Here is a 19066-nt window from a genome sequence, read left to right as displayed (position 1 = left end):
TATGCCAGTCTCGGCGCACCGCCCCACCGACAATGCGGCCGCTCACAAAGCGCGCTTCGCTGTCCGGATTGCTGTCATCGATCACCCTCGACGCAAACAGCCGATGAGGCAGCGGCCGTGGCCAGATCACGACTCGACCCCAAACTAACTAATATGCCTGTAATGCGGTGAAGGGTCGAGTTTGTTTGCGTACGAAAGACCCTGCGCGACTGCTTGTTTCGTTGCCTAAGCCGAAGAACGCAATTCACAATCGCAAATTGAGAGTGAATATTGGGCACTGCCGACCAGCCATACCGCGTTGCCGTCGTCGTTGTCCGGATCGCGGTGCCGGCGCAGGGCCGCCACCGGCTTCACCCAGCATCAGCGGCCGGTATGGAGAATCGCTATACCACGACATCCGTGGGCTCGATCATGGTGACCACGACCCAACCGGATTCATGCGGTCGAATCGTTTCTGGCTGCCGCGACTGCTCCACTTCTCAGCATCCCCACAGCGGTCATGGGCCAGGCTGGCTACATGAGCGATGTGAGGGCCGGCACGATCGAGGTGTGGGACAACGTGCAGCAATTGCCGATGGGGACCGGCCCTGCGACGGCCGACACGGCGAGATTGGCGCGGCCGCCCGGTGCATGGACTCACTCGGGGCTGCGGACCCCCGGTAGCGTTCCTAGAGTGCATGGCTTCCGCCTCGACGAAGTCGCTGTGACTCGCGGCCCGGCCACCCTCCTTGCGCGGATCAATGCGTGTATTCCGGCTGGCCGCTGCACCGCAGTCATGGGTGCGAGCGGCGCCGGAAAAACGACGATGTTGCGGCTACTGAACCGGCTCACCGAACCCACGACCGGACGCGTCTTGCTCGACGGTGTGCCCATTGCCGAGCTGGACGTGCTGGCACTGCGACGGCGTGTCGGACTGGTCCCGCAGGCCCCAGTATTGCTTGCCGACCGCGTACTCGACGAGGTCCGTGTCGGCCGCCCCGACCTTCCCGACGACCGAGCGGGCGAGTTGCTTGCGCGGGTGGGGCTGGCGCCACGATTCGCTACCCGCACTACCGCGGAGTTGTCCGGGGGCGAGGCGCAACGATTGTGTCTGGCCCGGGCGTTGGCCGTCGAACCGGAGATCCTGCTACTAGATGAGCCGACCTCGGCGCTGGACGGCCCCACGGCCACCGTCATTGGCGCACTAGTCCGCGAGCATGTGAGCACGGGCGGCACTGTGGTGCTCGTCAGCCACGACCACGGTCTGATCGGAAGTGTCGCCGAGCGAGTCCTGCACCTGGAGCACGGCCATCTCGTCGTGGACGGCACGGCATGACCGCGTTGGCGTCCGGGCTGTGACCTGAGAATGATGGGAAGAACGATGGAAAGGGAGTGTCCGCGATTATGTGGCATGGACTGTTAGCGAAGGCGGCGCCGGCAGTAGTGACCGGCGTGGTGGGGGTTGCTGCATACGAGGCGCTTCGCAAAGCGGTGGCGAAGGCTCCGCTGCGGGAGGCATCCGTTTCCGCTACGGCCTGGGCGCTGCGCGTTGCACGCGAGGCCGAGCGCAGGGCCGAGGAGGGTACCGAGCGGGCCCGACTTGCGGTCGCCGACGTGGTCGCCGAGGCAGTAGAGCGCGCGGGGGAGGAAGTCCAACCGCCGCCGGCCAACTCCGCAGACGTCCCGGCCCGTAAGGCGGTCCCCAAGGCTGCGCCCAAGGCTAGAGGTGCCAAGCGCTGACGTGGGCGGCACAAAGAGCCCCAAACCGACCATCGTATCGGCTGCAGCGGGACGGATGCGTGTGCAGGCCAACGGGTTTCGCTTCGACGCCGCCCGGGCCCTCGCGATCGAGGAGACGGTTGCCGGCCTGACCGGCGTGCGCGCGGTGCGCGCCTATCCGCGAACGGGATCCGTGGTGATCTGGTATTCGCCCGAGCACTGCGACACCGCTGCCGTCTTGACGGCGATCGGCGACGGGGAGCACGTTCCCGCCGCGTCGGTGCCCACACGTGTCCGCCACTCGACTGCTGTCGGCAACGGCGGCGTGGTGGAGAAAGTCATCGGCGGGATGGCGCGAACTCTGTTGCGTTCGCGCGACGACGGGCCAGATGTTGCTCCGGAGATCGAGAGGCTGCGCAAGGCGCTGGATCGTTTCGGCTATCACCTCGAGCCGGCGACCCAGCCGACGCAGGACGGGCTACGGAGTTCGTGGCCGTGGGCGCGCCTGGCTTGGCCGCTGGGTCTTGTCGTAGTTGGCGGGACAACGGTCTTGGTTTTCCGCGCTAACCCATGGATGCGGCGGCTGATAGGTTTCGGTCCTCGAGCAGGGCCGTCCGGTCGCGGCTTGGCGTCCCGGCGATTCCGCCCACCGGTCGGCGCCATGGCCACATCCGCGCTGCTGGTGCCTAGCTGGGGCGGGGTAGCCACTTCCCTGGCGCTGGTCGCGGTGGCCGCAGCGGTGGCCTACCGCCAGCGGCTGGGGCTCACTCGGGAACTCGTCGTCGCCGCGGCCCGCGCCGGGTTGCAGTTGGTCGGGGTCGGCGCCATCCTTCTCCTACTGTTCCAACGAGCCGGTCTACCCGGCGGCGCCGGTTGGGTGATCGCGATGATGTTGATCGCCGGGCAGGTCGCTGGCCGCCGCGGCGCGGGCCTGCCCGGCGCCAAGGTTGCCGCCACCGGCGGTGTCGTCACAGGCACCGTTGTCACGCTGGGTGCCCTGCTGGCCGGACGGGTTATCGCCCCCGAGGCCCGTGTGATCGTCCCGGTCGGCGGCCAGATCGTCTCGTCCGCCATGCTGGCCGCCGGCGTAGCGCTGCGGCGGCTACGCGAGGAAGCCCAGCAAGCGCGGCCGGAGATCGAAGCCCGATTGAGCCTTGGGCAGTCCGGCCGGCAAGCGTTCCTGCCACATCAACAATCCGCGCTGCGTACCGCGCTGATACCGACCATCGACTCCACCAAGGTAGTCGGGCTGATTAGTCTGCCCGGGGCCATGACCGGACTGATCCTCGCCGGGGTCAATCCGGTCACCGCGATTCGCTACCAGATCGTGGTGATGTACATGCTGTTGGCCGCCACCGCGCTCTCCGCGCTCACTGCCGCCGGTCTCGCAGAACGGGAACTCTTCGACGAGGCCCAGCGCCTGGTTCAGGTGGATCAGGCAAGCGAACCGAGCTGACTTGACCGTCGGCGCTGTTGCCGAGCACCACGTGATACTCAAAGTGATGGGGAAGGTTGGTGCCTGTCGAAGCGTATCGGCTCCTTATCGCTGGGACGCTTCTCCGAAACTGTGGTGCTGAAAGTAGTTGATGGCGTGCGGATACGAGCCGCGTGGACCCAACCCGGTGATCGCCTCAAAGCGTTCGATCAGCCGGTACTCTCCCTCTGGTGAATGCACTTTCTTGGCGCGGCGCTGCCGAGGTGGTGTAGGCGGCAACGACCCCGCATGCGATGTCGTACATCGCTTTGCCATACCGATGCCGAGGGAACGAGGGCTACTGGCGCAAGGGCATGAATCGGGCCGACGCACCTTACCTTTCGCTGACTGAAGAGGTCATTGACGCCCACCTGCGGGGCGAGCCACACATCGGCCTGTATCCGCTCAACGATGATCACACTTGCTGGTGGATAGCGGCCGATTTCGACAGAGAAGCCGCGATGCTCGATGCGCTCGCCTACATGAAAGCCGCTCGCTCCTATGGAATTCCGGCTGCGCTAGAGGTATCACAATCCGGACGAGGAGCTCACGTCTGGATCTTCTTCGCTCATGCGATCTCGGCGTCGGTCGCCCGCACCGTCGCTATCAGTCTGCTGGGTGAGGCATTTCGGCTTCGTGGCAGCATGCATCTGAGTAGCTATGACCGCTTGTTCCCGTCTCAGGATGTACACACCGGGCGTGGGGTGGGCAAATTCATCTCGGCGCCGATGAACGGCAATGCGCGTGCCTGTTGCTCAGTCAGCCGGAGAAGTTGACGCAAACGCGCGTTGTCGGCACGCAGAGTGTCCAACTCGCCAGGGAAATTCTCCATGCCGCTAGCGGTTACTTCTCCTTGAGTATCAGATGTAGCCGAGCCAGCCAAACATGGCGTCGTAGAAGGCGATCGACTCGTCGTATTCCACGACGTTGAACTCCACGTGGTGAACACCCCGCCAGCGCATCATGCGTCCTCAACGAATCGGATGCGCCGGGAAACTCGGTCGTGCTCACAGTGGAGAGTTGCTATCAACGAACCATTGGGGCTTCAAATGGGCGCAGCCCAAAGCGTCACGACCCGCTTGCAATCCACTGTTTGGCTGCCTCGGTCTGACCGGCGGGGAAGTGCTTGATCTCCGCAGACACGAAATGTGACGTGAGATGCTCTGCGACATCGCCTAGCGCCGAGTCTGTTACGACGGCGACCTTCTTGACGTGCTTTTGGTGATCCCGAACAAACCGGAAGTGGTTGACCATCGAGCCAAAATCTGCCCACCCGGGAAACGATGGCGCATCGATGATGACGCCGGCGAGATCGCCGGTTGCCTCGATGTGCGGATCGACCGCGTTCGCGAGTTTGACGAAGTCGTCCTTGTCGAGCCGAGACTCCGGTCGCACGAGCAAGATAGAGCGCGCGGTGTCCAGGTCGTAATCAATCATTTGTCCCCTCAATCTGATCGTTTGCGGCTATTGCGCGTAACGCACCGACTGCATCGCAAGCGTGCGCCTTGCGCATCGTCCTGGGTAGGGGAGAAGGTCATCGATCCACTTCCGGGATGGCGTTTGACCATCTTGGACATCAGTGGCTTGTACATCTTGTCGACGCGTCTGGGCCCCCGGTTGGGGACCATCCTGGGACCACACGTCATACGTGATGCTGAACGGCCTGCGCGTGAATGAACCTCATACGCGAGAGACCAAAAGCCCGCAGGCTTCCCGCGAGCTGCGAAGACACGTTGTCGCTACTTACTCGGGGTCAAGTGTGCGCAGGGTCAAATCGTGTCAGCCCGGCGCTTCCACCAGCGGAAAAGCTGCGGCGTTAGGTCCCGTCCCACCCGGCGGCAGCTGATGCTCCGGCCCCTGCAGCGCCGGTGATCAGCAGCCGACCGGGCCGCCGCCCGCTGGGCAGCTGGGAATGTTGATGGGAACGCAGCTCACCGACGTCGTCGAGACGGCGAACGCGAGCAGCACTGCGAACATGATTTTCTTCCCCCTGGCCATAGCCCGAGAGCCTACGCACCGTCCGGACCCACGGGGGAGATTTGGCGCCGTAATGTGGAACCGAGTTGCAGCGCAACGCAATAGCGCGTTATTGCCGCCAGGGCGGATAACGGCCTGGCAGCCGCAACGGTGCGCCTCGGTCGATTGTGACGAACCTCAACCGGCCAAAGTGATGCCCGTCATAGCCTTATCAGCCTCACTGAGGGCATCGGTCCTAACCAATCGTTTGTGTACTCCTTGTTGAGTCGCTCGATCGAGTCGATCAACGCCTGCTACCGGCGCGCGATCCGTGCCCGCGGGCACTTCCCGACTGGTCAGGCCGCGATGAAATGCCTGTATCCCGTCACCCGATCACTGGATCGACCGAGGCAGGGCACGATGGGCAATGAGGTGGAAGCCCGCACTCAACGCGTTCGCGATCACCTAGGGACAGCCCCCGGGCTGGGGATAAGGCCCCCGAGGTCGAGCCGGGAACTTATTGCAGGCCCGCCGCGAACTCGGCACCAGTGAGGTTGTTCGCCCATTCCGCAAGCAGTGGCGCGTTGAGCTGGGGTTGGATTCCCGAGGTTCCCGCCAAGCCCGGTGCATCCAAGAAGCTGAAAAATCCCGGCGGCGCCGTCGGGACGGCCGGGATGTTGGGGGCGAGGGGGGTGGTGACAATGCCGAGGTGATCGACGGAGAGGGATCCGACGACGGCGCCGCCGGAGTTGGCGGAGTCGATGGTGAGGCCCTCGGGCCCGACGGTTTCGAGGGGGCCGGGCCCGAAGATGAGGGTGCCGCCGGGGTCGACGGTGGCGGTGCCGTAAGCGTTCAGGACGCCGCCGTTACCCACGGAGACGGTGCCGCTGTCGGTGAGGGTGCCGCCGTTGCTCACGGAGACGGTGCCGCTGTCGGTGAGTTGGCCGGTGAGGGTGTCGCCGCTGCTCACGTAGACGGTGCCGCTGTCGGTGAGGGTGCCGCCGTTGCTCACGGAGACGGTGCCGTAGTTGTCCAGGGTGCCGCCGGTGTGGATGGTGAGGGTGCCGTTGTCGTTCAGGACGCCGGGGCCCAGGGAGACGGAGCCGTAGTCGTTCAGGACGCCGCTATGGCCGACGGTCACGGTGCCGCCGTTGTAGCTGAGGGTGCCGCCGGTGTTGATGGTGAAGGTGCCGTTGTCGGTGAGGGTGCCACCGGTGCTCAGATAGACGCCGCCGCTGTCGGTAAGGGTGCCGCCGGGGTCGACAGTGGTGGTGCCGTAAGCGTCCAGGGCGCCGCCGGTTTGGATGGAGACGGTGCCGCTGTCGGTGAGGGTGCCGCCGTTGCTCACGTAGACGGTGCCGTTGTCGGTGAGGGTGCCGCCGTTGCTCACGGAGACGGTGGCGTAGTCGTCCAGGGCGCCGCCGTTGCTCACGGTGAGGGTGCCGCTGTCGGTGAGGGTGCCGCCGGTGCTCACGGTCACGGTGCCAGAGCTCTGGCCCGCGATGGTGCCGCCGTTGGTGGCGGTGTTGCCGACGGTCAGGGTGCCGGAGTTGGTCACGGTGCCGCCGGTGATGTTCAGGGCGCCAGAGCCGCCGGTGATGCTGCCGCCGCTGGTAGCGGTGTTGCCGACGGTCAGGGTGCCCGAGTTGGACAAGGTGCCCCCAGAGACGCTCAGGTCTCCAGAGCTGCTGATGATGGTGCCGCCGCTGGTGGCGGTGTTGCCGACGGTCAGGGTGCCCGAGTTGGTCAGGGTGCCGCTGGTGATGTTCAGGGCGCCATAGCCGCCGTTGACGATGGTGGTGCCGGTGGCGGTGTTGCCGACGGTCAGGGTGCCGGTGCTGGTGTTGGTCAGGGCGCCGCCTGAGACGTTGAGGGTCCCGCCGCCGGTGACGGTCAGGGTGCCGTTGTTGGTCAGGGTGCCGCCGCTGCCGATGGTCAGGGCGTGGTTGATGGTCAGGGTGGCGCCCTGGTCGACCACGACGGAGGTGTATTGGTCGCCGGTGCCGATGGCGGTGATGGTGCTGGGCAGGGTTTGGTTGCCGGTCACGGTGTAGGTGGAGCCGGTGGTGTTGAGGGTGGTGTTGGTGGTGGTTTGCAGGGCGGTGTGGGCCAGGGCTTGGGTTTGGGTGGTTTGGCTGGTGGGGTTGGCAGTCTGGGGGGGATCGGTGAACGGTTGCAGCTGGGTGGCGGTGGCCGAGGTGGTGGTGTAGGTGTACATCGCGGTGGCGTCTTGGGCCCACATCTGCATGTATTGGGCTTCGGTGGCCGCGATCGCCGGGGTGTTTTGCCCGAAGAAATTCGTGGCCACCAACACCGCCAACTGCGCCCGGTTGGCTGCGATCACCGGTGGCGGCACGGTCATGGCGAACGCCTGTTCGTAGGCCGCGGCCGCGGTGTAGGCCTGCGCGGCGGTTTGGGCGGCCGCGGCGGCGCTGGTGTGCAGCCAGTCCACATACGGGGCGGCCGCACCGGCCATCGCCGAGGCTGAGGGGCCCAACCAGGCCTGGGCGGTCAACGCGTCGATTTGGCTGGCGTAGCCAGCAGCGGTGGACTCCAACTCGGCGGCCAGCGCGTTCCAGCCCGCCCCGGCGGCCAGCATGGGCCCAGGCCCGGGCCCGGCGTAGATCAGTCCGGAGGTGACTTCGGGGGGCATCAATCCGAAATCCATGCTGTTTTTCCCTCGTTTCCGTGTCGACCGCGGCGATGAGTTCAAGGAGTACAGGGACGCGTTGATCCAACCCGACTCACATGAAAGCCTGGCGACCGTGCGCTGGAAGTCTGCTGTGAGTCGTCCGCGGGTGCGGGAAAAACGATGCTGGCGCCGGATTTGTCGGGAACATACCGCTGGTCAATCCGAAATGAATTCATGTCCCCTTTAGGTACGTATATCGGCCGACCACCGCCCTTTTAAGAGGCGGTGGCCACCATCGCGCTTTGCTTGCAGCGCCATCGTGCTGGGCGCCGGCAGCGGGCGCCCAAGAAGGCGGGTCAGCCAGGGGTGGCCCTTGCCCGCGGCCCCTGCTGATGGAGTTACCGGGCGACCGGTGGATCTGCGCGCTTGAACCTTGGCCCGGCGGCCACCTCAGCGATCGCATTATCGAGGCGGTCACGGCGGTCACGGCGGTCCACGGTGGACACCATGGTGTCGAAGGCCGCGTCGTAGGCCGGCTGTCGTCCTGGCGGGGAAGGTGCGCGGCCGCTTCCCCAGCTGGTGATTGCCGGTCCAGGTTTTCCCGCCGGAGTGCACGATCCCTTGTCGTGAAAGCGGTTTCGAGACGCGATGCCGGGCCGACATCAAGGTCCCGGCGTCCTTGCGAGCCCGCACGAGGTCCGGGGCTGCCTCATGCTCGATGCTCGGAATCGTTACCTCTGTCACCTGACCCAAGTGGCAGCAATCGGGCATCGCGGGCATCAGTCTTTAGCCGATCCTCACTCGGACCTTGCAACTTCGAGGACGCTGCGACCAAACACACCAACCCGGCTATGAGCAGGATCCCGGCCACCCCGAACCTCGTCGGGCCCGCCTCACACGTCACCGCCACCGGCCCTGGCGAACCACGAACCCAGCCCCGCATTTCTGGGTGATTCGACTAGCCGGCACCCGAACACCTCGCCGGTCTCATTTGCCTCACAGCCGAAGAATTGAGCGTTGTTCAAGAGGCCGCTACAGCGCGTGGCCTCAGCGTGAGCCGGCCCGTGCGATTCCAAAATCTGAATCCCTTTGGCCTCTTTGTTGCAAATAGGAGTTGGGAAGACAAGACAACGTCCGCAAATACGCTGACTTCCCTATCGATATTTCCGACCGTGACATTTCCCATCACCTGGCTAATATTTCGTGCTCCCGTAGTCGTCAACGGAAGGCGAAGCTGCAATTGACGATGCGAGCGACAAGAGGACGCGCCGGTTCGACACGATCTCGAGCGCTCGCGGGCGACCACCCAGGGAAATCGACCTCGATTACTCGCCGCTGCAGCTCGAGGACACCTTCGCCGACGAGGACGCCAAGGTTCTGGCCGCCTCGGCCCTGCCCGCGCTGCGATCACCGCGCCGTATGTGGTGATTGCCGGAGGACGCGAAACTGCGATACGCACTGGCAGTACCTGCTCAGCAACAAGGGGACGCTGGTGCACCTGCAATGCTCGGATTGCGGCCATCTCTGGTCGACCGATACCCATCGCCGCACCGCCTGAGCGGCGCCGCTATTGCGTGGCCACGAACGAGAAGTTGCGAGCAGTCGCGATCAGGTCCGGGTCAACGACGCAGCGAGTGCCATCGACATTGGCCTGCCCCGACGCAACCTTGGCCGCCGCCGCGGCACCGGCGGTATTGCGGGTGGGACCCCAGCCGCCGACCAAGCCGTGACCGTTATCCGACAGGGCTACACAGCCACCCCGGCCCTCGGCAAGAACGTGGCAGTCGGTTGCGCCGTTCCTCCCGGCGCAATGACTGACCGCGTACGCCTCGACGTCACTCAGACTGGCGAGGCCGCCGCCGACGGTCACTTCGACGGCGTGGGTGGAATCCGACCCCGCGATCACGATGTATCCGCCCTGGGCCTGTGCCGGTGCGGCCAGTCCGACAGCACAGACGGCAAGGATCACTGCGGACGCGAGAGGCTTGAACACATGCTTCCTTTCATTTGGTGTGCGGGCACGAAAGGACCCCTGGCACAAGGCAAATTTGCTGGTTGGCACCGGGCGGTACTCGGCTGGTCATGTCACCACCGCACCGGCGGCGCCGGCAGATGCCGGCCCAGACTCGAAGATCATCGCGAACGCCAACTTTCAGCGACGCCACGTTCGGAGCGTCGTGCTCTTACAGTGCTGGCTTGACGAGGAATGGGCCACGCACTTTACAAACGCTTGACACGCGTGTAGCAAATCTTCACAGTCTGGCCGCGCGGCCTGGGGGCTACGACAGGCGATCCGCCCCGCGGGGGGAGCCGCATTCCCCGGCGAGGTCGTTGATGCTTTGCTGTTGGTGCGCCTGGCCAGGGCGCGGGGGCCTATCCGTGGTGCGGCGGACGCTCGTCGCGCAGCCGGCCCTCGTCCGACGCCGAGCGCATCTGCTCCTCGTCACCGAAGCGCTCCAAATCCTCCGGCGTGATGCGCGGCCGCTTCGGGGCGGCCGGCGGTGGGGGCGGGGGTTCGGTGGGTTCGGTGGGCACGACGCGATTGTTTCAGCTTTGGGGGAGTGGCGGGCCTACTGCTCGAAGGCCGGAAGCACGGTGCCGGAATCTCGGATCTCCCAGATGCTGGCTTTGGTGATGCCGTCGAAGTTGATCTTGTTCAACGTCGCTCGCGAATACGTGAGGTCAATGGCGACGTGAGTCGCGGTGTTGCCGTACGGGTCGGTCATCGGGAAGGTGCCCTGCACGTTGACCGCGGACGCGTCAGGGTAGGTCGCTCTCGCGTACCTGAGGATGTCGATGGTGTCCATTCGGGCGCCGTCCCTGATCATCTGCTCGGTGTAGTTGTCGCGGATGGCGAATCGCGCGTCGACCACGTCGCCGTTCGGGCCCGGGGTGGTGGTGAAGGTGACCCCGTCCGGCTTCTTGGGGGCGGGCGGTGTCGAGGGTGGCGCCTCGGCCGATGCCGACGATTCCGCCGTGGCCGAGTTGCTCGATGGGGCGTCCTTCTTGTAGTCGAAAGCCCAACTCTTGCCGATGATGGCGAGCAGGATCAGCGCACCCAGTACCGCTAGGGCCAGGGCCGCCTTCTCGGAGGTGTTCTTCTTCGGCGGCTCGGTGGAGAACGCATACTCGCTGGTCCAACTGGTGCCGTCGAAGTACCGTTGCAGCCCGTGGCCGACCCCGGCGGGGTCGGGGTACCAGCCCGGCGCCGACTTCGGCGGGGGCGGCGCCTGCTCAGGTGGCATCTGTCCATTTTCGCCGTGAGGGAGGCATCCCGGCTACTGCCATTCCTGCTCGGCCATCGCAACCTCCTTCGATCGAGGGACTACCCGCAGCGGCGCAACTGAAGAACCGAGACGGCCTGGTGGCTCCCCGGTGTCCGGTGACGTAAACATGAGATGGCCTTGGCATGACGGTTCGGCGTGACACCAGGCATTCGACGCGCAGGGGTGGCCGGTAGCGGCTATGAAATGACGGTGAGCAACCACCACGTGAACCTGACCCAGCAGGAAAGCTCGTTGATCGGCGAAAGCCATCCCGAAGCTCTCGCACGCATGGACGAGGAATCGCTGAAGCACTTGCAGAGCCGGCTCAGGCAAGCGCGCGAGAAGAACTTCAGCCTGTTGCGGCGCCAGGGCGCGGCTCGGGTGGAGGCCGAGGGTGCCCGCGGCTCCGCCCAGCCGGCCAACGAAAAGCGCGGCGAAAAGGTGGAGATCTTCGACGAGGCACTGGCCCGCGTGAGCGAGCGCCTTGGCGCTGTCGCTGACCCCCGATAGCAGCTACGAGCCCGAGTGGGCTCTGAATCGAGAGCCAAAGCGACACAAGGGCTTCCAGCCCACGATGCGACGGCGCAGCCGGCACCGGCTACCCGGCAGTTGCCCGGCGCCGGTTACCGCCCTTGCGGTGCTGTTCCACCGCGGTCAGCGCACGAAAATTCGTGGTTTAGAAACCGCGTGTGTTGGGCACCCAGCGCCATGACCGCACGTCACGTCCCCCATTTCCTTGCCTCCGCGGTCGTCGGGGTGTCAGGCGTCAGCGCTTCGGTCTTCGCTTCCGCGATCCCGTTTGCGTCTGCCGATCCGTGTCCGGATGTCCAGGTGGTGTTCGCCCGCGGTACCGATGACCCGCCGGGCCTTGGCCCGACCGGACAGGCATTCGTCGATTCGCTGCGCCCACGCGTGGGCGCAAAATCGCTCGACATCTATCCGGTCGATTACCCCGCCACCCATGACTGGACAAACGCGGGCGAGGCGGGCGTCAGAGACGCGGGCGCGCATGTCGTTTCAATGGCGCACAACTGCCCCAACACCAAGATGGTGCTCGGCGGCTATTCCCAAGGTGCGGCCGTGATGGGCTTCGTCACCTCGGCTGCCGTGCCGCCCGGGATCGATCCGGCGAGCGTACCCAAACCGATGGACCCCGAGGTGGCCAACCACGTCTCCTCGGTCGTGCTCTTCGCATTGCCGAACGACAAGGCGATGAACTTCTTCGGTGAGCCGCCGGTCGCCATCGGTCCGCTCTATCAGCCCAAGACCATTCAGGTATGCGCCGCCGGGGACCCGATCTGTTCCGACGGGATGAACTTCGCCGCCCATGACACGTACTCGACCAACGCGCCAGTGATCGACCAGGGTGCGGCGTTCGCGGCCAGTCGTCTTGGTGGAGCTTCCAGCGGGCCCGCCGGTGCGGGTCCAGCAGCGCCGACGACCGCCGCCGGGTTACCGTCTCCAAACGAAGGCGCTGCCGGTTGATCGGAGCTCGGCAACTCGCCTTGCTTTCGGGTCTGGTCAAAGAAGCCCAGCAGCGCAAGTCATTTCGCATCCCGGGCCGATCCGGCGGCGGCGTGGCGAGCTCCGCGGCAGCGCGAGCATAATCGGGTCGTGGACCCAGACGGCGGTGTCGGAGCGCAGTTTCGCCGGCTGCATCAAGAGGGGTGCTTTCTCATCCCGAACCCGTGGGACGCGGGCTCCGCGATCGCTCTGGCCAAGCTTGGCTTCCCGGCGCTGGCCACCACGAGCGCCGGGCTGTGCTTCGCGCGCGGTCTGCCGGACACGGTGACCGCGCTCTCGGTCGACGCGGCGCTGGACAACATCGCCGAAATCGTCGGTGCGGTCAGCGTGCCCGTCAACGCGGACTTCCAGGCCGGCTATGCCCGCGGCACCGACGAACTCGCGCACAATGTGGCGCGCTGTGTGGCCACCGGCGTAGCCGGGCTCTCCGTCGAGGACGGCACGGGCATCGCCGACGCGCCGCTCTTCGACCCCGCCGAGGCCGCCGATCGGGTCCGCGCCGTGCGGTCGGCGATCGACGACTCGGGGGCCGACGTCGTGCTGACCGGCCGCGCCGAATGCTTCCTCTACGGCCACCCCGATCCGCTCGCCGAGGCCATCAGGCGGCTGCAGGCTTATGCCGAGGCGGGCGCTGAGGTGCTGTTCGCCCCGGGCGTCCGTACCAAAGCGGACATCGCCACCCTCGTCGACGCCGTGCGGCCGTATCCGGTCAACGTACTGATGTCGTCGAACTCGGGGCTGACGGTAGCGGACCTTGCGGAGCTGGGGGTCCGGCGGATCAGCATCGGCTCGGCCTTCAGCCGGGTCGCGTGGGGTGCCTTCCTGGCTGCCGCGCGGAAACTGAAGGACGACGGGTCATTCGAGGGACTGGCGGGGGCCGCAAGCTTCGACGAGCTGAATGCGCTGTTCACCGAATAGCGGCGGCCGTACGCAACTATCAGTTTGGTGAAAAATCGGTCCGCGTGCCCCACACGGGTCATAGTCTCCGATGAAATGCAAGGGATGGCTTTCGCCCCTTAGCAAGGAGACGAAATGAAGAGTCTTTTTGTGGCTTCAGCCGTGGGGGCTGGAATGGCCGTTTTCGTAGTTGGTTGTGGCGGCGGGCAGGGCGGCGGCCACAGCGCAAAGCCAGTGCCATCCACGGTCACACCACCGGCGGCACCAACATTGGCGCCCAACGCGATCGACTCGCTGATCCTGGCGTCGGACGTCGTGGGCGACATCGTCGCGGCGAAACTCAACTGGGCGGCCATGCCCCCGCCCGGCTGGACTAGGCCGCCAGGCCCTGCTGTCATCGATGAGGGCAACCCAGAGTGCGAGCCGCTGTTCGGGCCGAACACCAACACAGTTGGCGTGATCTACACCGCATGGCGCAGCAATCAATACAAAGAGGACAAGGACACCTTTGAACACGCGGCCTATCAGGTTGTTGCGACGGTCGCCGACGCGAAAGCGGCGACACAGTTGCTCGACAATGCGTTTACCAAGCCTGTGAATTCCTGCGACAACGCGGTCCTTCACCGTAAAGACGACATATCTCGCTGGAGATTTCAAAAGGTCGATACCACCGGCACGGATGTGCGGTGGACGGCAACGGAACTGCAGAATGGCCAGGTCACCGGTTGGGTCTGCCCCAACGAGGCGCGGGCAAAGAACAATGTGGTCATATACGTGCAGGCCTGCCAATACGGCAACGGCGCGCCGGCCACGGCAGCAATCGTGGACAAGATTTCGGAGAAAATACCCGGATAGCTCGGGAAGAAGCAGAAGGCTATTGCAGGGGCGGGAGGAGTAACATGGGCAGTCTTGCTGAGGTTTGAGACCCCATCTCGTTAACTTTTCAGGGGTGTCAGCCTCTATCCGTCCAGCTCGATCGGAATTTCATGGCGATATTGACACGTTTGGCCGCAGGAGCGGCAATCGTTGGCGCCCTCACCGCGGCCTCCAGCGGCTTAGGAGACACGGTGGCGCGGGCGGATCCCCTACTTCCGTGTCCGCAGGTCGCCCGGTGTGACTCCGGCCAGGGCGGGCAACCGCTGAGCACGCCCGATAGCCCTGAAGCCATCAGCTCGATGTCGGGCGGGCAACCGCTGAGCACGCCGGATAGCCCGCATCACGTACAGCCCCCGAAACGGTAACGCCGAGAACCTTTCCTGCCCTGGCCCGGCTGCGGTGGTATGCCATGGGTTGACCCGGTCTATCCGGGTATCTTCTCGGAGATCTTGTCCACGATCGTCGCCGCGGCCGGAGCGCCATTGCCGTATTGGCATACCTCCACGTATATGACCACATTGTTCTTTGCCCGGGCCTCGTCGGCGCAGACCCAACCGACGGCCTGGCCGTCGAACAGTTCTGTTGCCGTCCACCGCACATCCGTACCGATGGCGTTGACCTTTTGCAGTCGCCAACGACCTTTATGGTCTTTACGATGGACGACGGCATTGTCGCAGGAATCTTGGGGCTTGATGAAAGCGTTGTCGAGCAACTGTGTCGCTGCCTTCGCGTCGGCGACCGTCGCGACAATCTGATAGACCGCATGTTCGGAAGCGTCCTTCTCCTCTCTGTAAGAAGTGCCCCGCCATGCGGTGTAAACCGCACCAAACGTGCTGATGCTCGGCCAGTTGAGAGCCCCACACTCGGGATTACCCTCGTCGGTGAGAAAGGGCGGTGGAGGCCTAGTCGCGCCCGGCGGGGGGTCGGACGCCCAGTTGAGTTTCCTCCCGACGATGTCGCCAACCACGTCCGGCGCCAAGATCAGCGAGTTGATGGCATCAGGCGCCAGTGTGGGTGCCACCGTGGTTGTCGCCGGCTTTGCGCTGTGGCCGCTGCCCTGCCCGCCGCCACAACCCACCGCGAATGCGGCGACCCCGGCCCCGAGTGCCGAAGCCAAGAGATGAAGTCGCATTTCATTTCCTCGCTGAAGAGCAGACAGCCCTATCCCGGGATCTTCGCCGAGATCTTGTCGAGGATTGCCGCCGCGGCCGGAGCGCCGTTGCCGTATTGGCATACCCGCGCATATAGCACCACGTTGTTCTTCGCTCGGCCCTCGCTGGCGCAGACCCAACCGACGACCTCGTCGTCCTTCAGCTCTGTGGCCATCCAACGCACATTCGTGTCGGTGGCATCGGTCTTTTGAAGTCTCCAGCGAAATTTGTCGTCTTTAAGATGGATGACGGTATTGTTGCAGGGATCTAGGCGCTTGGTAAAAGCGTTGGCCAGCAACTGCGTCGCTGCTTTCGCGTCGGCGACCGTCGCAACAGCTTGGAAGACCGAATGGTCGTAAGTATCCTTGTCCTCTTTGTATTGGTTGTTCCGCCATGCGGTGTAAACCACGCCAATCGAGTAATTGTCCGGCCGGAGCAGCGGTTCGCACTCGAAGTTGCCTTCGTCGGCAATCTCGGCCACGGGAGGCGAGGTCCAGCCCGGCGGAGGCTTGGACGCCCAGTTGAGTTTCGCCCCGACGATGTCGCCAACCACGTCCGGTGCCAAGATCAGCGAGTCGACCGCACTGGGCGCCAGCGTGGGCACCACCGTAGGCGTTACCGGTTTCGTGCTGTGGCCGCTCTGCCCGCCGCCGCATCCAGCCACCAGCGCGACCACGCCAGCCCCGAGTGCCGCAGTTAGGAAACCCGCCAACTTGCGTGACATCACCTGCTGCCCTTGGTTTCAGGAGATTAGGGATTGCCGGCCGTTTGAGGTTGTCTACAGGCATCCGGCCGCGCTGATCGGCAGGTCGCCGATGGAGATCGTGGGCTGTTTGATGACCTTGCTTTCTGGATTGGTGACGTCGACATTCAATGCCCTGTTGTCGTCGGCCCACCGCCATTCGGTCAAGTTCTCATTGTGCCATGGAGGGGGTACCAGGGCAGGGTTGGGAGCGACGCGGCCGTGGCATGGCCGCAGCTTGCCTTTGTACCATCCGTTGGGGGATTGGTTCTGCGACAACTGTTTTCCGACAAAGTCCACGGCAACGTCGTAGGGCACCGTGTAGGAGTAGAACTCCTGTGTTATCGGCTGTCCGGCCTTGTCGACATTATTGACCGTCTTCGTCAGGACCGATCCGGGTGGCAAGTCGATGTCGGCCAACGCGGAATGCGGACCCGGCGGGACGGTGGGGGTCGGCGTGGTGGTTTGCGACGTAGGCGCAGTCGTCGACGTCGTCGTTGGTGCGCTGGTTGTTTGCGGTGACGGTGCTGGTGCGCGATGGGTGCATGCAGGGTTCGCCAGCACCGCTGTGACTGCGAGCAATCCTCCAACCTTGCAGGTAATGAGGTGTTTCATGAAGGGAGTTTTGAATATGTGCGGTATGGCGGCTAGGGACCTAGGTCACGTGAAAACGGCCAGAAGTCCATACGGCCGGACGCTGCCGCCTCAAAGCGATGAAACGCTAGCGCGCTTTCCGGAGATCGGCGAGTGAGTTTCGAAGTCCACCGTCGATCCGGATCTGCACGGCCGCCACCGCCACCATCACCGCCGCGGTCACCAAGTGCACCCACGCGTCGGTGATGTTGTTGGGAAAGGTGAAGACGAAGGCGACCTGATGCGAGAAGAAGGCCCAAATGCCCGGCAGCGCACCGGCTATCGCGGCGAGCAGCAAATACAGCACGGCCCACGACTTGCGCGTGGCGAACACCAGGCCCGGAGCGAAGAGAGCGAGGCCGGCGACGGCGTGCCAGCCGTTGTAGTCCATCCCGAGCAGCTGGACCGTCGGTGCCCCGGGCCCGATCGCGAAGCTGGGATTCATGACGAAGCCGATCACCGCCTGTACGACATGGACGACGCAAATGATCAGCAGCCCGATCTGGGCGAAACTCCACCTCACGTTGCACCCCCTTGTGCACGGCGGGATGGCCCGAATACTACGCGCGGTAGTAGGACGGGGTCAACGCTGTGGTGGATCGGCGGACGGTCCCGCTGTCAGTTCCGCCCGGGCAACTTCATCACCGTGCGCACGACGGGCAGCAGCGACTTCTGCCAGAGCGTCGCCGGAATCCCAAGGGGCGGGTCGAGATTGAACACGCGGGCCGTCGCGATCGTCTGCGACTCGGTGTACTTCAGCAAGCCCTCGGGTCCGTGCCGGCGGCCGACCCCGGACTGGCCCATCCCGCCCATCGGCGCGCTCAGGCTGCCCCACGCGAACGCGTAGCCCTCGTTGACGTTCACGGTGCCCGACCGCAACCGCGCGCCGATCTGCTCGCCCTCCGCGGAGGAGCCGGCCCACACGCTGGCGTTGAGCCCGTACTCGGTGTCGTTGGCCTTCTCGACCGCTTCATCCACGTCGGCGACGGGGTAGATCGAGACTACCGGCCCGAACGTCTCGTTGGCCGCGCACTCCATCTCCGGCGTGACCTCGGTCAGCACCGTCGGCTCATAGAACAGCGGGCCGATCTCGGGCCGCGCCTTGCCGCCCGCAATCACCTTGGCGCCCTTGGCTTTCGCGTCGTTGACGTGGTCGGTGACCGTCTCCAGCTGGCCCGCGGAGATCAGGCTGCCCATTTCGACGGTGAAGTCATACGCGGTGCCCAGCTTCATATTCCGCACCGCGGCACCGAATTTGGCGATGAACTCGTCCGCGACGTCCTTCTCGACGTAGATCCGTTCGATGGAGATGCAGAGCTGGCCCGCGTTGGAGAAGCACGCGCGGGTGGCCGCCTTGGCGACCTTGTCGAGATTGGCCCCGCGGGTGACGATCATCGCGTTCTTGCCGCCGAGTTCGGCCGAGAAACCGATCAGCCGGCGGCCGCAATGCTCCGCGAGCTGCCTGCCCGTGGCGGTGGAGCCGGTGAACATCATGTAGTCGCAGTTGTCGATGATGGCGGTGCCGACCACCGAGCCCGGGCCGGGCACGATCGCGTACAGCGCCCGCGGCAGGCCGGCCCGGTACAACAGCTCGGCACAGGCCAGCGCGCAGTACGGCGTCTGGCTGTCCGGCTTGAGCACCACCGCGTTGCCCGCCAGCAGCGCCGGCACGGAGTCGGACGCCGTCAGCGTCATCGGGTAGTTCCACGGCGAGATCACCCCGACCACGCCCTTGGGCTGGTAACCGACCGTGGTCTTGCCGATTCCGGGGAGCAGCGACTGCACCGTGCGAGGCTTCAGCAGGTCCGCCGCCACGCGCACGTAGTAGTTCGCGTTCGCAATCAGGTCGACGATCTCCTCCTGCGCGGCCCATCGGGCCTTGCCCGCCTCGGCTTGTAGGAGGTCCATCAGGAACTCGCGGTTCTCGAAGACCAGGTCGCGGTAGCGGGCAATGACATCGATGCGCTCGGTCACCGGCCGCTTGGCCCACTCGACCTGGGCCGCGCGCGCCTCGGCGAACGCCGCTTCGACGTCTTCGGCCGTGCCGATGGGGATCGTGGTCAGCGGTCTGCCGGTGAAGACCTCGTCGATCGTCCTGGTCTCGCGGGTGGAGACGTCTTTGATCGCGGCCAGCTGACGCAAACGGTCGAAGACTTGGGCTGATGGTGCAGGCATGTCGCTTCCTCTCGCAGAAGCACGGGCGTTCAGGACACCAGG

At 65.0% G+C, this 19066-nt stretch carries 18 protein-coding genes and 4 pseudogenes; 10 read left to right on the top strand and 12 right to left on the bottom strand.

What is annotated here, in order from left to right:
• Nucleotides 1-775 precede the first annotated feature (775 nt).
• The 4 genes from U8D42_RS10305 (at nucleotide 776) to U8D42_RS10285 (ending at nucleotide 3948) form a co-directional block, all read left to right on the top strand.
• Nucleotides 776-1315 (top strand): ABC transporter ATP-binding protein, encoded by a 540-nt coding sequence (locus U8D42_RS10305; RefSeq protein ID WP_348636949.1) that lies wholly within the window; start codon nucleotides 776-778, stop codon nucleotides 1313-1315.
• Between the two features lie 65 nt (nucleotides 1316-1380).
• Nucleotides 1381-1719 (top strand): DUF1490 family protein, encoded by a 339-nt coding sequence (locus U8D42_RS10300; RefSeq protein WP_322860352.1) that lies wholly within the window; start codon nucleotides 1381-1383, stop codon nucleotides 1717-1719.
• A gap of 640 nt (nucleotides 1720-2359) precedes the next feature.
• Nucleotides 2360-3154 (top strand): ABC transporter permease, encoded by a 795-nt coding sequence (locus U8D42_RS10290; RefSeq protein ID WP_322860353.1) that lies wholly within the window; start codon nucleotides 2360-2362, stop codon nucleotides 3152-3154.
• Between the two features lie 332 nt (nucleotides 3155-3486).
• Nucleotides 3487-3948: a TOTE conflict system archaeo-eukaryotic primase domain-containing protein gene (locus U8D42_RS10285; RefSeq protein ID WP_322860225.1), complete on the top strand. Its 462-nt coding sequence runs from the start codon at nucleotides 3487-3489 to the stop codon at nucleotides 3946-3948.
• A gap of 90 nt (nucleotides 3949-4038) precedes the next feature.
• Here U8D42_RS10285 and U8D42_RS29355 read toward each other — a convergent pair.
• From U8D42_RS29355 to U8D42_RS10275, 3 genes and pseudogenes are all read right to left on the bottom strand, one after another.
• A pseudogene (locus tag U8D42_RS29355) lies at nucleotides 4039-4134 on the bottom strand (VOC family protein); the annotation flags it as partial.
• Nucleotides 4135-4240: 106 nt separating this feature from the next.
• Complete coding sequence (locus tag U8D42_RS10280) at nucleotides 4241-4609, bottom strand: STAS/SEC14 domain-containing protein (RefSeq protein ID WP_322860226.1); 369 nt, start codon at nucleotides 4607-4609, stop codon at nucleotides 4241-4243.
• A 435-nt stretch (nucleotides 4610-5044) separates the two neighbouring features.
• Nucleotides 5045-5170 carry a hypothetical protein gene (locus tag U8D42_RS10275; protein WP_322860227.1) on the bottom strand — a complete coding sequence of 42 codons (126 nt, stop codon included), beginning with the start codon at nucleotides 5168-5170 and terminating at the stop codon, nucleotides 5045-5047.
• Nucleotides 5171-5413: 243 nt separating this feature from the next.
• Here U8D42_RS10275 and U8D42_RS10270 point away from each other — a divergent pair.
• Nucleotides 5414-5597, top strand: a pseudogene (locus U8D42_RS10270) (transposase); the annotation flags it as partial.
• Between the two features lie 1629 nt (nucleotides 5598-7226).
• Here U8D42_RS10270 and U8D42_RS10265 read toward each other — a convergent pair.
• Nucleotides 7227-7796: pseudogene (locus tag U8D42_RS10265) on the bottom strand (PPE family protein); the annotation flags it as partial.
• Between the two features lie 1212 nt (nucleotides 7797-9008).
• On the opposite strand from U8D42_RS10265, the pseudogene U8D42_RS10260 reads away from it, so the two are divergent.
• A pseudogene (locus U8D42_RS10260) lies at nucleotides 9009-9188 on the top strand (R2-like ligand-binding oxidase); the annotation flags it as partial.
• A 139-nt stretch (nucleotides 9189-9327) separates the two neighbouring features.
• Here U8D42_RS10260 and U8D42_RS10255 read toward each other — a convergent pair.
• The 3 genes from U8D42_RS10255 to U8D42_RS10245 form a co-directional block, all read right to left on the bottom strand.
• A complete protein-coding gene (locus tag U8D42_RS10255) occupies nucleotides 9328-9753 on the bottom strand; it encodes a DUF4189 domain-containing protein (RefSeq protein WP_322860228.1) in 426 nt (141 codons plus the stop codon).
• A 380-nt stretch (nucleotides 9754-10133) separates the two neighbouring features.
• Entirely contained in the window at nucleotides 10134-10295 is a 162-nt protein-coding gene (locus tag U8D42_RS10250) for a hypothetical protein (RefSeq protein ID WP_322860229.1), read from the bottom strand.
• Between the two features lie 35 nt (nucleotides 10296-10330).
• A complete protein-coding gene (locus U8D42_RS10245) occupies nucleotides 10331-11005 on the bottom strand; it encodes a DUF2510 domain-containing protein (RefSeq protein ID WP_322860230.1) in 675 nt (224 codons plus the stop codon).
• A 225-nt stretch (nucleotides 11006-11230) separates the two neighbouring features.
• Here U8D42_RS10245 and U8D42_RS10240 point away from each other — a divergent pair, with 225 nt between their 5' ends.
• From U8D42_RS10240 to U8D42_RS10225, 4 genes are all read left to right on the top strand, one after another.
• Nucleotides 11231-11536 (top strand): hypothetical protein, encoded by a 306-nt coding sequence (locus U8D42_RS10240; RefSeq protein WP_322860231.1) that lies wholly within the window; start codon nucleotides 11231-11233, stop codon nucleotides 11534-11536.
• Nucleotides 11537-11734: 198 nt separating this feature from the next.
• Nucleotides 11735-12511: a cutinase family protein gene (locus tag U8D42_RS10235; RefSeq protein ID WP_322860232.1), complete on the top strand. Its 777-nt coding sequence runs from the start codon at nucleotides 11735-11737 to the stop codon at nucleotides 12509-12511.
• 129 nt (nucleotides 12512-12640) lie between these two features.
• A complete protein-coding gene (locus U8D42_RS10230) occupies nucleotides 12641-13468 on the top strand; it encodes an isocitrate lyase/PEP mutase family protein (RefSeq protein ID WP_322860233.1) in 828 nt (275 codons plus the stop codon).
• Nucleotides 13469-13582: 114 nt separating this feature from the next.
• Entirely contained in the window at nucleotides 13583-14302 is a 720-nt protein-coding gene (locus U8D42_RS10225) for a sensor domain-containing protein (RefSeq protein ID WP_322860234.1), read from the top strand.
• A gap of 445 nt (nucleotides 14303-14747) precedes the next feature.
• On the opposite strand, the gene U8D42_RS10220 is transcribed toward U8D42_RS10225, so the two are convergent.
• The 5 genes from U8D42_RS10220 to U8D42_RS10200 form a co-directional block, all read right to left on the bottom strand.
• Nucleotides 14748-15455: a sensor domain-containing protein gene (locus U8D42_RS10220; RefSeq protein WP_322860235.1), complete on the bottom strand. Its 708-nt coding sequence runs from the start codon at nucleotides 15453-15455 to the stop codon at nucleotides 14748-14750.
• A gap of 29 nt (nucleotides 15456-15484) precedes the next feature.
• Nucleotides 15485-16198 (bottom strand): sensor domain-containing protein, encoded by a 714-nt coding sequence (locus U8D42_RS10215; protein ID WP_322860236.1) that lies wholly within the window; start codon nucleotides 16196-16198, stop codon nucleotides 15485-15487.
• Between the two features lie 54 nt (nucleotides 16199-16252).
• Nucleotides 16253-16636: a hypothetical protein gene (locus U8D42_RS10210; protein ID WP_322860237.1), complete on the bottom strand. Its 384-nt coding sequence runs from the start codon at nucleotides 16634-16636 to the stop codon at nucleotides 16253-16255.
• Between the two features lie 301 nt (nucleotides 16637-16937).
• Entirely contained in the window at nucleotides 16938-17372 is a 435-nt protein-coding gene (locus tag U8D42_RS10205; RefSeq protein ID WP_322860238.1) for a DUF4383 domain-containing protein, read from the bottom strand.
• A gap of 95 nt (nucleotides 17373-17467) precedes the next feature.
• Nucleotides 17468-19024: a succinic semialdehyde dehydrogenase gene (locus U8D42_RS10200; RefSeq protein WP_322860239.1), complete on the bottom strand. Its 1557-nt coding sequence runs from the start codon at nucleotides 19022-19024 to the stop codon at nucleotides 17468-17470.
• Between the last annotated feature and the right edge of the window lie 42 nt (nucleotides 19025-19066).

It is taken from the genome of Mycobacterium europaeum (genome assembly GCF_034555895.2).
Classification (GTDB): domain Bacteria; phylum Actinomycetota; class Actinomycetes; order Mycobacteriales; family Mycobacteriaceae; genus Mycobacterium; species Mycobacterium europaeum.
Note: the sequence above shows the minus strand (reverse complement) of the source record. Positions and strands in the feature narration are given on the sequence as shown.

Bases quoted from the DNA above. Each gene is read 5' to 3' on its own strand.
- U8D42_RS10290 (WP_322860353.1), top strand. From the start codon at position 2,360: ATGGCCACATCCGCGCTGCTGGTGCCTAGCTGGGGCGGGGTAGCCACT.
- U8D42_RS10245 (WP_322860230.1), bottom strand. From the start codon at position 11,005: ATGCCACCTGAGCAGGCGCCGCCCCCGCCGAAGTCGGCGCCGGGCTGG.
- U8D42_RS10280 (WP_322860226.1), bottom strand. From the start codon at position 4,609: ATGATTGATTACGACCTGGACACCGCGCGCTCTATCTTGCTCGTGCGA.
- U8D42_RS10240 (WP_322860231.1), top strand. From the start codon at position 11,231: ATGACGGTGAGCAACCACCACGTGAACCTGACCCAGCAGGAAAGCTCG.
- U8D42_RS10225 (WP_322860234.1), top strand. From the start codon at position 13,583: ATGAAGAGTCTTTTTGTGGCTTCAGCCGTGGGGGCTGGAATGGCCGTT.
- U8D42_RS10215 (WP_322860236.1), bottom strand. From the start codon at position 16,198: ATGTCACGCAAGTTGGCGGGTTTCCTAACTGCGGCACTCGGGGCTGGC.
- U8D42_RS10275 (WP_322860227.1), bottom strand. From the start codon at position 5,170: ATGGCCAGGGGGAAGAAAATCATGTTCGCAGTGCTGCTCGCGTTCGCC.
- U8D42_RS10220 (WP_322860235.1), bottom strand. From the start codon at position 15,455: ATGCGACTTCATCTCTTGGCTTCGGCACTCGGGGCCGGGGTCGCCGCA.
- U8D42_RS10285 (WP_322860225.1), top strand. From the start codon at position 3,487: ATGAATCGGGCCGACGCACCTTACCTTTCGCTGACTGAAGAGGTCATT.
- U8D42_RS10305 (WP_348636949.1), top strand. From the start codon at position 776: ATGGGTGCGAGCGGCGCCGGAAAAACGACGATGTTGCGGCTACTGAAC.
- U8D42_RS10200 (WP_322860239.1), bottom strand. From the start codon at position 19,024: ATGCCTGCACCATCAGCCCAAGTCTTCGACCGTTTGCGTCAGCTGGCC.
- U8D42_RS10235 (WP_322860232.1), top strand. From the start codon at position 11,735: ATGACCGCACGTCACGTCCCCCATTTCCTTGCCTCCGCGGTCGTCGGG.